Genomic DNA, 14,297 nt, shown 5'->3' on the forward strand with positions numbered 1-14,297 from the left:
CCGGATTAAATTTCAAAGTCTCCGCCGGAAGGGTAACAATTCCCTAACATACTGTTCAATATAAGTAAACATATGTTTAGTAATTATGCACTTCACTAAGCGCATGCAATTTATGAAAGGCAATATCATGGTTTTTGAGGAAACTGGTAAAAGGCTAACCTCAGAAGAAAGGGAAATACCCGCACTCAGGTCCGGCGAGGTACTCATTAAAAATCTTTACACCACCATTTGTGGAAGCGACCTCCATACCTTCGCTGGTCTTAGAAAGGAAAAAACACCCACTGTCCTCGGGCATGAGATTGTTGGCCGGATTGTCGCAATCGATAAAAACCATCCCGGAATAGATATGGCCGGAAATACACTGGCTATTGGAGACCTGGTCACCTGGGCAATATTTTGTTCCGCTCCCCAGGAAAACTGGTTGTCGAAAGGCATGCCCCAAAAATCAGAAGATCTTTTTAAATACGGCCATGCGCAGATTACCACAGAGGATGTTTTTCATGGGGGATTGAGTGAATACTGCATGCTGAAAGAACATACCTGTATTCTTAAAGTACCCGATGATTTGCCATTACCCATTGCTGCAACCATCAATTGTGCCTTGGCCACCGTTGCAGGAGCAATCCGGCTGGCTGGTCCTCTGGAAGGAAAAAACATCCTGATCACCGGTTTAGGCCTGCTCGGAAATATTGCGGCAGCGATGAGTAAAGTTGCGGGGGCCAAAGAGATTATAGCAGTAGATGTCATAACCGATCGCCTTGAAGGATCCCGGGCATTTGGTGCCGGTTTCGCCTACAGTTCCCTTGAGGAAGCAAACCTGAGGGAAATACTGGCCAATCATAAGATTGACATCGTATTCGACATGAGTGGTTCACCCGATGCCATAGAACTGGGAATTGAATCCTTAGGCATCGGTGGAATAGCCGTTTGGGCAGGAGCAGTTTTCAAAACCAGGAAAATCGGCATTGATGCAGAGCAGGTCATCAGAAAACTCATCACCATAAAAGGGCTCCACAATTACAATTTCGGAGACCTGCAATATGCCCTGAATTTCATTGCAGAACAGCATCAGCATTTCCCATTTTCAACGGTCGTTTCTAAAGAATTCCCTTTAGAAGAAGCCCAGGAAGCCTTTGAATATGCCATGCAACACCGTCCGCTAAGGGTAGGTATAAAACTGAACCCATAACCTGCCGCTCTATGTCTTTTAGAAATAAACAGTGGAAAATGCTTTTGGTAACCATGCTCTGTTACCTCTTCTTCTATACCGGGCGTCATAATTTCGGCTGGGCAGTTAAAGACATGGCCTCCTCCCTGGGCATGTCCTATACCGCTATTGGCTGGATCAGTTTCTCCATGCTGATCGGATACTCCATCGGCCAATTGATCAATGGAAACCTTGCGGATAAAATAAGTGCCAGAGTCATGGTGCCAACGGGTGCATTCTTGTCAATCGCAGCAAATGTAGCCATCAGTTTCAGCAGTACCCCAATATTAATTATGCTCCTCTGGGCAATGAACGGCTATTTCCAATCCATGGCATGGGCACCCGGGGGCAAGGTCATTTCTAACTGGTGGCACAAAGACGAACATGGAAAAGCCTTTGGTTTTTATACAATGGCAGCAGGTCTGTCCTCTGTTGTAACTTATCTTTTTTCTATCATTCTTCTGCAAATGCACCTGGAATGGCGCATGTTATTCCGCTTGCCACTGATCCCCCTGGCATTTGCGGCAGTCATTTTCCTGATATTTATCCGGGATAAACCAACCCATGCTGAATCAGTTGAAGCCAAAAAACTCCCTGAACCGGTCAATGCAACCGGAGACAGCTGGCTTGACCGATACAAGACGGTGATAGGAAACCCAAATTTCATCAAAGCTTCTCTGTCTTTTGGTTTTGAAAGTATGGCCAGGTACGGCTTGATTTTCTGGGTTCCCGTTCATTATCTGGGTAAAGGATGGAAGGAAAATCCTCAATACCTGTGGGTCACTCTACTTTTACCAATTGGTATGGCGGCCGGTGCAATTTCATTTGGAACTTTATCGGATTCTGTGTTTAAAGGCAACAGGATCACTTCCATCAGAATGGGAATGGTCATTAGTGCTATTCTCAGCATACTCATCTATATTTCCCCCTCCTCGAACCTCCTTCTTGGCGGGGCACTGATGTTTTTAGCAGGATTTTTCGTGTATGGGCCTCAGGCAAATTTCTGGCCGTTGAGTCCGCAGATGCTCCCAAAAAACACCATAGGAACCGGTATCGGTTTTATGAACATGACCGGCTACTTATTTGCTGCATTAGGAGAACCATTATTTGGTTTCGTGATCGATTCAACAGGAGCTACCGGAAGCATTTTCATGGTCATTTCCTTCATCTGCCTGCTCTCTGCGATCTTCATTTCGACCATAAGAACCGGAAGGTCTGCAGATGGGAAACAAAGCCCATCAATCCTTAATTCGTAAGACACTGGTTACCGGATAAATGCGAGCCGGGTTTATAGCCCCCTATTTTCCGAATCTGGCTTCTCTGGAGTATGGATATAAATATCTTGTTGAGGAAATGGGATAACGATGCCATTGGCTTTAAAAGCACCTGCAATGGCCACGATCAGATCACTTCTCGTGGCAGGAATATCTGCGATATGTTTTGTCCAGAAGTAGATCCGCAGGTCAATAGCGCTGTTACTGAACTGTTCAAATTGGACTACAGGACCGGGATTCTTATTGATCCGCGGGTCATTGTCTAAAATTCCGGTCAGGATCTGCCTGCATTTTTCCAGGTCCGAATCGTAAGCAACCCCAATCATCACAGACATCCGTTTCCGGTTCCCTCCCAGCGACCAGTTGATCAGGTGCGCATTTAATAAATCGCCGTTTGGCATTACCACATCTGCTCCATCCCAATTGGAAATGATACTGCTTCTGAATCCGATAGACTTCATCCTTCCTCCCTGACCATCGATATCCACAATATCACCGACATTAACCGGTTTTTCAAATGCAATGATCAGTCCGCTCACCAGATTATTGACTAAAGTTTGCAAACCGAAACCAATGCCCACACCCAAGGCACCTAAAACAATCGTGATCCTGTCTACCGGAATCCCCGCCGCAGCTATCGCTAAAAACAGTCCAATACAAAGGATAGAAATACGGACCAGCAACAACCAGCTGCCTATCCCCTGCCGCTCCTGCTTATTGTCTTTACTCGTTCCCGGTTGTCCATCGGAAGCAAAAAAGGAAACGACCTTGGATACAATGACCGATATGAGCATAATTGCAAGAAACAACACCAGGTTATAAATACTAAAAGTATAGCCGCCAAGGGTCCGGTCCTGAATGAAAAAATTCTGAAGTGGTGCAGACAGGTAGTTAAATGCAGGAAAATTCCGGCCAAACAATACCACCCAGCCAATGACCAGCAATACATAAAAAAGCACAGGTGCCTTTTTACCTACTTTTTCGAAATTGAGGTAAAAGAGTTTCCGGTCCTGTCCGGAGTATACATTAAAAGCCAGAAACAGGCCTTCATTGATCAGACGTACCGTCCAAAGAAAAACAATAGCAATTACCACATTCATAAAGCCACTGATAAACAATGTTTTTGCCAGGTTATACCGGCCAAAAACGTTGGCAATAATTGCTACAAACTCCAGTAAAACCATAAAAGCGATGGACCAGATGATCCATTTTTCTCTCAGTTCTTCGCGGCGCCCTTTTATTAAGGTGATCAATCCCACCACAAGCCCAAGTATCGAAATGATCAGCATAAACCAACGTTCTATCCTTGATGCCTGTAAGACCAGGTTCACTATAGCGGTGATGATAAAAAGCACAACCATCATCAACCATACCCGCATCCAGTATTTGTTCACATATTTATTAAAAATAATGGTCAGGCAAACGCAGGATACGGTCCAGAATATTACATTTAAAATAAAAGGGGGTGATATAAAAAAGAACTGAAACAAGCTGACCACAATCAATATTGCTGAAAACAGCGGGTACCGGAGTACCAGCTGACCATCGAAATCAGTTTTCAGCAGCTTGTTTTCAATATAAATATTCTTGAGTGAGCGCAGATAAACAAAAGAAATGACGGTCAGCAAAACCAACATCATCAATTTACCCGAGTTATTTTCAGCATAAAAACCGAGGGTCAATAATCCTTTCGTTTTTGAGAATTCCAGTATTTCTCCAAATGGCCGGTAATAAGCAGGCGGTGCCCAAATGTTATCGAACTCTCTTTTATAAGTGTCTCTGGCCATATCTTTCTGATAAGCGGCGATCTCATCCAGACTGCCCTGCAATTTAAAAACGGTCATATTGACCTGATTTAGCAAAGTTTGAATGTTATTCGCAGCCACTTTAAGGGAAGAGTCTATAGGTGTCGTTTCATAAGCCACCACCTTAATCTTTTGCAGGTATTTCATCAGCGTGACCGAGTCTTTCGGAAACTTAAATAAGGCAGGTACACTCAATAAGGAGTCCAGTTGGTAGCGAAAGCTGTTCAGATCCTGTTGCCGGGTATCCAACACCAGTTTTCCCGCATTTGCGATATTGAGCAGTTCAGTCAATATTTTGGAGGTTGTAGTTAAATTCCGGAAGGTTTGTGCAGAACCGGTATTCGTAAAAACACCATCACCTGCAATGATAAAATCCCTTTCAATCTCTTTCAAATCCTGCCTGGGGCCTGCCGTATCAAGGTTACGCCTGAGATAAATCTTTGCCTTTTGCATCGTCAGTTTGATCTGATCAAATGTTTTGACCTGAACAATTGCGGCTTTATCTGCGTCAAATTCTTCCGCACTATTTTTAGAAGACAGCTTTGCAAAGGCCTGCATTCTGGCCACAAAATCAGGTTTTAAGCTATCTTTTACTGTAGATCCATGAAGGGTATCTTTCTTTTGAGCATACAAATGGATACCACCAAACATACAAATGCAAAATAAAAGAAAGCCGCTTATTTTTTTCAGGACCATAGTTTGAAGAGGATTTGACAATCAATAATACACAAAAAGCAGCAATATTTTCTTCCGTAATACCCAATACGTTCTCACAGCATTTTGTTATATTTAGGATATAATCTCATTCATCATGACAAGAATTTACGCAATTATCATCACGGCCTTGTTTTCCATACAAGCTTTTGCACAAAACAAACCGACCACAAAACCAGATATCATTCAGAAAATCAACGGAGAAGAAATGAAGGGTCGTCTTACTAAAATAGGCGATAACGATGTCACTTTTATCTATTCAGGTGAAACGCTGGAATACACCATAAAAAAATCAGAGATATTAAAAATAACGCATTCCAGTGGCCGGGTTGAAGTTTTCGGACAAACCACTTTACCGGCAGAAAGCCGGCAAAAAGATCAGGTAGCGATGGTGGCCAGCCCTGTAGATCATCACAATAAGATAGCGATCTTACCATTCACGTTCTTAATGGACAATCAGCCTGGCGCAGAACAGGTAGGCTATAAAGCACAGGAAGATACTTATGGCTTTTTATCAAAACATTCGGCGGGATATACGATCCTTGATCCAAGAACCACCAATGCAGCCCTGATTCAGGCAGGAGTTACCAGGGATAAAATGATGGGATTTACCATGAAAAACATCTGTGATATCCTTGGGGTAGAGTATATAATTGATGGAACCGTATTGCAAACCAAAGGCTATCAAACGAGTTATTCGGGTGGCAATTCCAATTCCAAAGTAAAAAGAGACGGTGATGACAAAATAAAAGGTGTTTCGAGTTCAAATTCAAATTACAGCAATGCAGCACAACGATATGAAGTCAGCGTAAGTATTCACATTTATATGGACAACAATGCGAGCATCTACAATCAAAGTCATAAGGCCTTCCTGACAAATACGGATGGTTCTTATAGCAGTCCGTTAGAATACTTATTGAAAAGGTCTCCGGTATACAGAAAGTAGCACAACAAAATCCTTCAGGGTAAGTCCGCAAAACTCTCGTATCTTGGGTGAAAATTACCGTTCAATCGCTTAAAGAAAATTCATGTATATTTTACGTTCAATCATACTCACTGCATTCAGCATCTATTCATTCAACACCTTTGCTCAGGAATTTGCTACCGACATACATGAAAAAAAAGCTGTTTCCTTCATTACGCTGGAAAAAAAACTGAACAGTAAACCTTATCTGGGACCAAAAGACATCATTATCTCCCAGCACATGGCCGAACCGCTGCTTTACAGGAGGGCTGAGAAAAACATTCCGGATCTGGTTGTGACTTATACCTTTACCCAAAAAGACTCTTTGGTAAATAGCATTGAGTATGAATGGGACATGCTCAATTTTGAGCGCGAGCGCAAGCCACAACCCCTCAAAATACAACAGGCTTTTATCAAAAAATATCTCCACCTGGCTGACTTTTACACAAAAAAGTACGGCAAGAGCGACCAAAATGGTGAGTTAACTGACCTCTCCAAACTAGATCAGCCGCATGGGCTCAACCGCAGGGACCAGTGGAAGCCAAATGATAGTACAGAAGTCTGGCTGCATTGCACATTCAGTAATATTCGTGAAAAACAAGGTAATGCAACTATCGAACCGACCAACCGGATCAGACTTTCTATCAATAAGGTCAAAAAGAACAATACACCTAAATTAAACGAAAAAGACCTGACTGCAGCAAAGCTGAGCTTCGACCAATTCATCCTAAAGCTCAGAGCTGGCGATTTAGAAGGCGGAAAAGCATTCCTCTCTCCAACAATTCGTAATCAGGTCAATGAAACAGTTTTCAATCAGATCAAATCAGCAATTAAACCGGAAGCATTCAAAATCTTTAATCAAGGATTTCAAATTATTCCAGATGGAAATACCTACCTGACGATCCAATATACCTATATCGGAGCCTCCGATCCACCCAGCGAAATCGTCAAAGTACTCTTCGACAACGAACACCTGATTGTCGGCTTTCATCCCTTAAGATTGCAACAAAAAACCAATTAAGCTCTGCAAGAAAGACATCTGATTTCTTTTTATTGGAGCGCCATTTTTACCGCCAGCATGTGTTTACAAATGCCTCGTTTCCCCTGGTATGCCGTAAACCATTCACAGGTACACCGGTCTCCCTGATGGTCCATCACTACTTTATGCTGAACACCTGTGCCTTTTACATTTGCTTCCACATAGCCTGCTTCATTCCTCAGGATCTGGACCTCCTCATTATCCACCAGCTTTTTTGCATTTTTCAACCTTGGATTTAAGCTCAGGATTCGCTCTGTTTTAAACGGCAGCTGCCTGTAAAAATGATTCCGTCCTGTCAGGTCATAACCCAACAATCCAATTGAAGATAAACTTGAGGTCAGCTGATCCATTGTTCCAAAATCAATATCGTGTTCTATGGATAACAAAGTCGGGTCAAAGGTTTCATTGGATTTCAGTAAGCTATTCAAACCGTATACCCACTCTACCGGCACATCTTCCGTCATATGTTCTAAAGCCTTTCCTTCTCCTGAAAATCCACGGTAAGCATCCGGAGAAAAAGCCATCAGCAACTGCATCTTCCCAAATTCACATACGATGGCACAGGTTTGTTTGTCTGCAGATTCGTAAACAAAGATCTTTTCCGATATCGCTAACACCCCATCCAGCAGGCGCAGGCGGTGTATACCGCCAATACGTACCCCATCTGTCGTCATCAGCGTAGAGAACATAAACTTTCCGGCCCGTTTGGTAATAAAGAAATCTCCTTTTACATTCCCCTTTGGTAAGGTCTGAAAAAGCTGTATCGTCTGGATCTTATTCAATTCAAACTTCAGATCCATATCCGCCAGGTACAACTGTACACTGGTTAATCCTTTGATCCAGCGCATAGGCAGGGTAACTTTCTTCTCTGTTACTTTTGTTTTACCCGTGATCACCTGTACGTCCTGCTGACCAACGGCCAGTGTTACTTTTTCATTTTTTTGAATGCTGTTTAATGCATTCAGCATAGGGTCATTGAAATCTACATTGGTTGTACCACTGGCAATAAATTCGCCATCTATGGCTTCCGGTTTCATGTCCAGCCTCACATAGACTCCATTGCAGGAAGAAAAGCCTTCAAACCGGATCCGCTCTGTCCCTGCCGAAACAATTGGATCCCGTAAGCTTGGTGGTACAGGGCCAAAACTGGAACGCACTACTTTGGCAATCGTAGTCCAGCATTTTGCCGTTACATAGGGATCTGTCAGCGTACCCCAGAAAAAGCAGGGAATGTTATTTACTGTTTCTATTTCTGTCTGGTGTGCCAGAACAAGGCTGTTTATTCCTTTTTCCTTCGTATAAGTGGACACACCGCTATATTGATATTGTAAATCTGTCATTTCTCGTCTATTTTAAAATTTGCTTTACCAATGCTTTCAATGAAGCATTGTCCTTATGTTTCTCAAACAAAGCGACCGCATCTGCCGAAGGCGCTACTTTCGTTTTATAAAGAACGTCAACATAATGTTCCACGATCTTTTTAAAGTTAACAGGCAATTTCTCCTCCACTTCCAAACCTTTAAAAATTCCTTCCGTCAGTTGTAAAAAGGCAGAGTTATGTAATGGAGAGATGTCCTTTAGTGTACTGATGCTTTCCACTAACCTTAAAAAAGGTCCATATTTGTTATTAGTCAGGTAAGCCAGCTTTTCGGAAAGCAACACAACATCAATAGCCTGCCTTTCAACGAGGTTAATCAACACTTCTGCAGACATCAGACGGATGTCTTTTTTATCCTGGAAAAACGTACAGGCAAAAACCAGCATGGTCAGCCCGGAAAATACAAATCCCGGCTGGTTCACTAAATTTAAGAATCCTTTCAGTTCCCTTCCGCCATTGCTGGAAATCGTGCAGGAGGAGCGCAATAGAAAATACGCCAAAGCAGCCGGATTCTGCGGCATCAGGCTATCCCAGTAATAGACATTCCCCTCTACATCCATCATGTACTCCCAGCGGTTTTTTCTGCCAAACAGGTCTAAACCATATAAAAAATATTCAGGCATATTTTTATACCCGGGGATATGGAAAGTCAGCTCATACCAGGAAGGGGAACGCTCTTTTTTCTTCGTCTGATAATTCACATATTCATTCCAGCGCTCTTCAAAGGTAATCGTTGGGTTAAATGGGGAAACGACAAATGGAATGTCTTTAAGGTACGTTTCTTCAAACTCCGGAAAAGTATCATCAGGATAATATGTTCTGGCTGCGACTGCCCATATTGCTTTGAGCGGATCATCAGCAGTTACATTTATTTTAGACAACAGTTTAGTCAATACTGAATCTGTTTTAAAGTTGAGTTCTCTGGTTTTTCCAAGACAGAATGCCATTAGCCCTTTCAATTCAGGGTTCAGCTGCTCCAGTAAAGGCATCGCTTCTTCTACATTTTCCCGGGGCATCCTGCTGATCGCGATACTCAGGTCCAGCTTATTAACTTCAGCTCCTTCTTTTTGGTAAGCAATCAGTCTTTCCAATAAAACTTTAGGCGCTACCCAATGCGGAAGATGTGAAGGGAAGGACAGCATTGGCAAAGGCTTTTCCGCAGTCATCCTGCTCTGCACCGCATCCAGCAGGGGCTTGATTAACAATAAGGTTTTGACCGATCGATAAGGGCGATCCTCAATTTTGAAAACGGCATTGTAATCTTCAATTTTCTGCTGCAGGAAAGTGCTGACGTAATTTTTGAAGATACTTTCAAAGTATTTCTTTTGCAACTGTTTCCCATAAGGTTGCAGCTGCTCCGAATAGTCTTTTGGAAATAAATGTCTTTGATTGATGAAGGTATTCAATAACAACTCTCCGTCTGCCACCTCATCAGAAGCGATAAATTTTCCAAATAAAAACACAATATCATTCCAGTCTTTAGGAAGTTCGATCTCCTGCAACAGTCGCTTTTCCTGTTTAGGCTCATAATGATAGACAACGCTTTCCTCCGGCTCCTGCGCTGTAGCTTCTTCACTTAGAAACGAACTCAGGCTCAAGCTTACCCCTCCCTGCATCAGGCTCACATAGGAAGATAATTTTTCGTTCAGATCTGGATCTTTTCCGGAGGCAATTTTCAACAGCAGTTTAGCCGCCCTTTCCTGCAGGTTCAGGTCCGGCACCACGAATATATCCGCCAATAATGACGTGATTCTTTTATTGAGTTTAGGATATTGCTTATTCAGTTTCTCTAAAATTGGAAAAGCACTTTTTATCGCCGTTTTATTATCGCTCGCCATCATGACCGGCTCCAGCCAATCCAGAAAAGAGTTCGCGTTGAACTTTGGATCTTCATACATCTTCTTAATCAGCTCCATCGCAAAGTTGACTATGGGTGCCTGCGCATACTGTAATGCCGCGAAAATATTTTCCTGATAAGGCAGCAGTTCATGTGCTTCGGGATTCAGCTCAGTCAGCCTTTTTCGGAAAAAAGATTTGAGGGGATTAGTCCAGTCTTTGGTCTGGATTAAGATGATTTGCTCTATATAGTAATTCCGGTTTAGTTTACCCTCCGCTAATAAAGCATTGAAAATGATTTCCCAGGTCATGTAGGCATCATAAGCCTCCGTCTCTTTCTCCCTGAAATACCCGGCCTGAAGCTCTGTTTGATAATTGAACAGTTCCGGCACATCCCGTTCGTAAGCCAACTGATCATTTACTACAAAACTGATAAACTTCCTTGCTTTGATTTTAGCCGCCCATTCACTGAAAGATCCAAGACTCAATGCATACAGCTCAGGATCAAAACTGATCAGAGACTGTGCTTCCATAAAACGCAATGCCATGTAGTCAAACCTTCTCCAGCTGTCTTTTTTTGCTTTGTCCAGTAAGAAGGCGGTAATCCATTCCGGTTTGGCCCATTGCAACACCTCTAAAATCAAGGGCTCCTCCACTCTTTTCAATACCTCAACCGCCTCATCCCATGAAGTGATATCGGCCTTATTGAACAGCGCAATAGCGCTCAGGGTAATGATATCAAAATGCTTTTGTTCTCCCCTGGTTCCCCATTGAGAATTGCCTTTTTTATACTCAGATTCTTTGGTCAGGTCTACAAAATCCATCCAATAACGCCTGGCTTTCCTAATGTGCTTTTTTAAAGCCTCCAAATTTCCTTTAGCATTGTCCTTTAAAAAAGGCAGTAATGTTTTCAGGTCTTTAGATAAAATAATGGCATCGTAAGCATTCAGCAAGGCGGTGATATCCGTTCCTGAACTTTTAGCAGATTTGGAAGCCGGGTTACGGACCTGTACTTCCCCATCCTCTGAATATCCTTTTTTTATTTTTTCAGCCAGTAATTTTTCTGCTGCTTTTAAGCATTCCTCATTGCTGGAAAATGATTTTGTCTGTGAAGTTCCACTCGTTCCGTTTCTTCCATACACAACGGTATAAGCCGCATCTGCAACTTCGATCTCCCAAAACTTATCGGACGTACCATCAATATACTTAAGGTGTTTTTTCATGCCTTTTCTCTATAGCTGTTTATTAAAGTTTTCTATCCTAAATTTTCCTTTATATTAATACCTGAAGAAAAAATTTCATCAACCTGATGACGATTTGCTAAAGATGCAATTAATCTATTGCGTTTAAAAGAACGAGTTTAGATTTTATATTCTGAATAATAACCCCATGACTTCATCAGGCCCTCCATAAGAACACCTTGCGCTTAACCGCTGATTCTGCGTTGCAAGGATGTTCCTGACAAAGAAAAGGACAGGGTTACTAAAATCATTTTTTGGTATCAATTGCCAGACCCCAACAAAAATCAGCATGTCAGTAAACCTTAAACGACTAACCACGCTCCCTTTCCTCCTCTGTTTATTTCTGCTGCTGTTAAATGACTTTTACCTCAAAGCCACTTTTCACAATGCATTTACCGGAAAACTGTCAGATTTTTGCGGGTTGTTTATCTTCCCCATATTCTGGTCCGTATTATTTCCTGCAAGAAAATCAACGATATATATTTTAACTGCTCTGTTTTTCATTTACTGGAAAAGCAGTTATTCAGACCCCTTCATTCATCTTTTCAGCGAATATCTGTTTACCATTCAAAGAACAGTCGATTTTAGTGATCTGTTCGCGCTTATGGTGTTGCCATTAAGCTGGTATGCACTATCTCTTCCTCAAAAAAGAACTTATTTCAACCCGCAACTTGCAGCGTTGCTGGTTTTTTTCTCTTTTTGCGCCACCTCCAAACCAAGGCCACCCTCACTATATTTTGAAACGCCACAATACGTCCTGTTTCCATCAACAGTTCATCTGCCCGACAGCAATGCTGTGGACATGGGCTTCAGGATCTACAATTTAGACACCTTGCTGGTCATTCAGGCAGAGCAGATTCAAATGGACAGAGAGCCTGTAAAAAATGACGATTTCAACAAGAACCTCATTCTGAAAGATCTGGATAAAAGAGTTTTAAGTGAATTATCCCGACAGTATCATGAGATTCCGGAAGGAAAAATCAACCGGCTCACGATAAAAACAAAAGACTATCAGGATCATTTGATATTCAGGGGAAGCCGGCTGGATGGCAAATTTCTCAGAACAAACAAAGGTCAAATTCTGATATCGGGTCAATTTAAAAATGGCATAGAGGATGCGGTGTGGACATTTAATAACCCCTCAGAAAACACCTCCGTCAAAAAGACTTTTAACAATGGGGAAACCGTCCGCATCGAGAATTTTGCATCGTCAAAACTAACCTCTTCAGAAAGTCCGATGACCAGAAAGGATACCAATCTGTTTAAAGGCTTTCAACTGGCAATCCTATTCGGGCTTTTCACCGCGATCATATTTCAATTGCGAAAAAACCACAAAAACACGCTTACTGTCCCGGAAAATATAAAAATAGGGTACAAGCTCCTACTATGTATTTCATTGCCCTTTCTAAGCTGGTTCCTGCAATTCATGATCTGGACAATTATCCCTGATCACTATACGGCTTCCTTTCAGCAAATCGCAGCCCTCTTTCTCATCTATGTAGCAGGAATCCCTATTTTTGCTGTGCTGCTGTTCTGGCTTAAGCCACGTAAGCAAAGCGATCTCCTGTGGTACTGCTTGTTATTGGCTTTATTGTTTGTATTTTGGCAGGAAGCGATGATGCTCAGCTCGCTTTTAGAAAATTAGAGGGCAGGCCATGCAAGACAAACTAAGAGAACATATAGAAAAAATAATACCGCTCAGTGAGGAGGAGTTTAGCTTTGTATCAACCCATTTTACCACCAGAAAGTTCAAGAAACACCAGTTTCTTATCCAGGAAGGCGATGCAGTCAAATATTCTTATTTTGTAGTATCCGGACTGTTGAAGCTGGTCCATACGGATGATTCCGGAAAAGAGCACATCATTTCCTTTGCTATGGAAGACTGGTGGGAAAGTGACTATTATGCCTTTTACACCCAGACTGAAGCCAGCATGTCGCTGGTATGCCTGGAAGATACCGAAGTCCTCTGCCTTACTTTTGAAGACTACCGAAAGCTATGCGACGGCCTCCAAAAGATGGAACGCTTCTTCCTGGAAAAATCGAATTTCGGTTTTCTTGGTGCCCAGCGCCGCATACTGTCATTGATTACCTCCAATGCAAAAGAGCGTTATGAACAATTGCTGCAACGGTATCCTTCTTTATTTCAGCGCGTCCCCAAATCGCTTATCGCGTCCTATCTGGGAGTGTCCAGAGAAACCCTGAGCAGGTTTTCCCGCTAGCAAAACACTTACTTTTGTGACAAACCTCACACCATAATCGTGAGTAATGTCACCTTCGAAAGCCCTGCATTTCCTCCAACTTTGTATCGTTAATTAAATCCAGCCGGGAAAAACCCCGGAAACGAAAAAATCAAAGAAAATGGAAAAACAAATCACCAATCCCTGGAAATGGCAGGATCAGCGCAGTTATGTGCAAGCTGTGGAAGTAAAACAAGTAGAAGGGACACTATATGTTTCCGGACAAACGGCGATCAACGCGGAAGGGGAATCCAGTACCGCCGATATGAAAACTCAATTGACCGAAGCCATACTTAATCTCGAGCAGGTCATCCGCGAAGCTGGCTATGAAAGCAAAAATATCGTAAGGCTAAATATTTACACCACTTCAACTGCAGACCTTTGGCCACACTTCCCTATCCTTCAGGATTGGATCGCAAAGCATGGCATCAAGCAAGCGACGACTTTACTGGAAGTAAAAAGCCTTTTTGAAACCTTGACCGTTGAACTGGAAGCCACAGTGGTTAAATAGTTTTAAAATCAAAAAAAGCAAGTAAAAAACAAGGCTGATTCAGGTTCACTGGGCTGCTCCTTATTTTGGAATTGGTCTGTTCTTCATCCAT

At 42.4% G+C, this 14,297-nt stretch carries 10 protein-coding genes; 7 read left to right on the forward strand and 3 right to left on the reverse strand.

What is annotated here, in order from left to right; all coding sequences use genetic code 11:
• Positions 1–112: 112 nt before the first annotated feature.
• Entirely contained in the window at positions 113–1,189 is a 1,077-nt protein-coding gene (locus DBR43_RS09080; RefSeq protein WP_124579928.1) for a zinc-binding dehydrogenase, read from the forward strand.
• A gap of 11 nt (positions 1,190–1,200) precedes the next feature.
• Positions 1,201–2,463, forward strand: coding sequence for an MFS transporter (locus DBR43_RS09085; RefSeq protein ID WP_233602915.1), 1,263 nt, complete (start codon positions 1,201–1,203; stop codon positions 2,461–2,463).
• A 32-nt stretch (positions 2,464–2,495) separates the two neighbouring features.
• On the opposite strand, the gene DBR43_RS09090 is transcribed toward DBR43_RS09085, so the two are convergent.
• Positions 2,496–4,937: a mechanosensitive ion channel family protein gene (locus tag DBR43_RS09090; protein ID WP_233602916.1), complete on the reverse strand. Its 2,442-nt coding sequence runs from the start codon at positions 4,935–4,937 to the stop codon at positions 2,496–2,498.
• A gap of 160 nt (positions 4,938–5,097) precedes the next feature.
• Here DBR43_RS09090 and DBR43_RS09095 point away from each other — a divergent pair, with 160 nt between their 5' ends.
• Positions 5,098–5,946 (forward strand): hypothetical protein, encoded by an 849-nt coding sequence (locus DBR43_RS09095; protein ID WP_124579932.1) that lies wholly within the window; start codon positions 5,098–5,100, stop codon positions 5,944–5,946.
• A gap of 82 nt (positions 5,947–6,028) precedes the next feature.
• Positions 6,029–6,985: a hypothetical protein gene (locus tag DBR43_RS09100; RefSeq protein ID WP_124579934.1), complete on the forward strand. Its 957-nt coding sequence runs from the start codon at positions 6,029–6,031 to the stop codon at positions 6,983–6,985.
• A gap of 29 nt (positions 6,986–7,014) precedes the next feature.
• Here DBR43_RS09100 and DBR43_RS09105 read toward each other — a convergent pair whose 3' ends face one another.
• The gene (locus DBR43_RS09105) at positions 7,015–8,343 is read right to left on the reverse strand and encodes an SWIM zinc finger family protein (RefSeq protein WP_124579936.1); all 1,329 of its coding nucleotides are present in this window, start codon (positions 8,341–8,343) and stop codon (positions 7,015–7,017) included.
• A gap of 7 nt (positions 8,344–8,350) precedes the next feature.
• Positions 8,351–11,440, reverse strand: coding sequence for a DUF6493 family protein (locus DBR43_RS09110; protein WP_124579938.1), 3,090 nt, complete (start codon positions 11,438–11,440; stop codon positions 8,351–8,353).
• Between the two features lie 307 nt (positions 11,441–11,747).
• Here DBR43_RS09110 and DBR43_RS09115 point away from each other — a divergent pair, with 307 nt between their 5' ends.
• From DBR43_RS09115 to DBR43_RS09125, 3 genes are all read left to right on the forward strand, one after another.
• Entirely contained in the window at positions 11,748–13,103 is a 1,356-nt protein-coding gene (locus tag DBR43_RS09115; protein WP_124579940.1) for a hypothetical protein, read from the forward strand.
• Positions 13,104–13,113: 10 nt separating this feature from the next.
• Positions 13,114–13,677, forward strand: coding sequence for a Crp/Fnr family transcriptional regulator (locus tag DBR43_RS09120; protein WP_124579942.1), 564 nt, complete (start codon positions 13,114–13,116; stop codon positions 13,675–13,677).
• A 139-nt stretch (positions 13,678–13,816) separates the two neighbouring features.
• A complete protein-coding gene (locus DBR43_RS09125) occupies positions 13,817–14,206 on the forward strand; it encodes a RidA family protein (RefSeq protein WP_124579944.1) in 390 nt (129 codons plus the stop codon).
• Positions 14,207–14,297 lie beyond the last annotated feature (91 nt).

Origin of the sequence: Pedobacter sp. KBW06 (genome assembly GCF_003852525.1) — a bacterium.
In the GTDB taxonomy this organism is placed as follows: Bacteria; Bacteroidota; Bacteroidia; order Sphingobacteriales; family Sphingobacteriaceae; genus Pedobacter.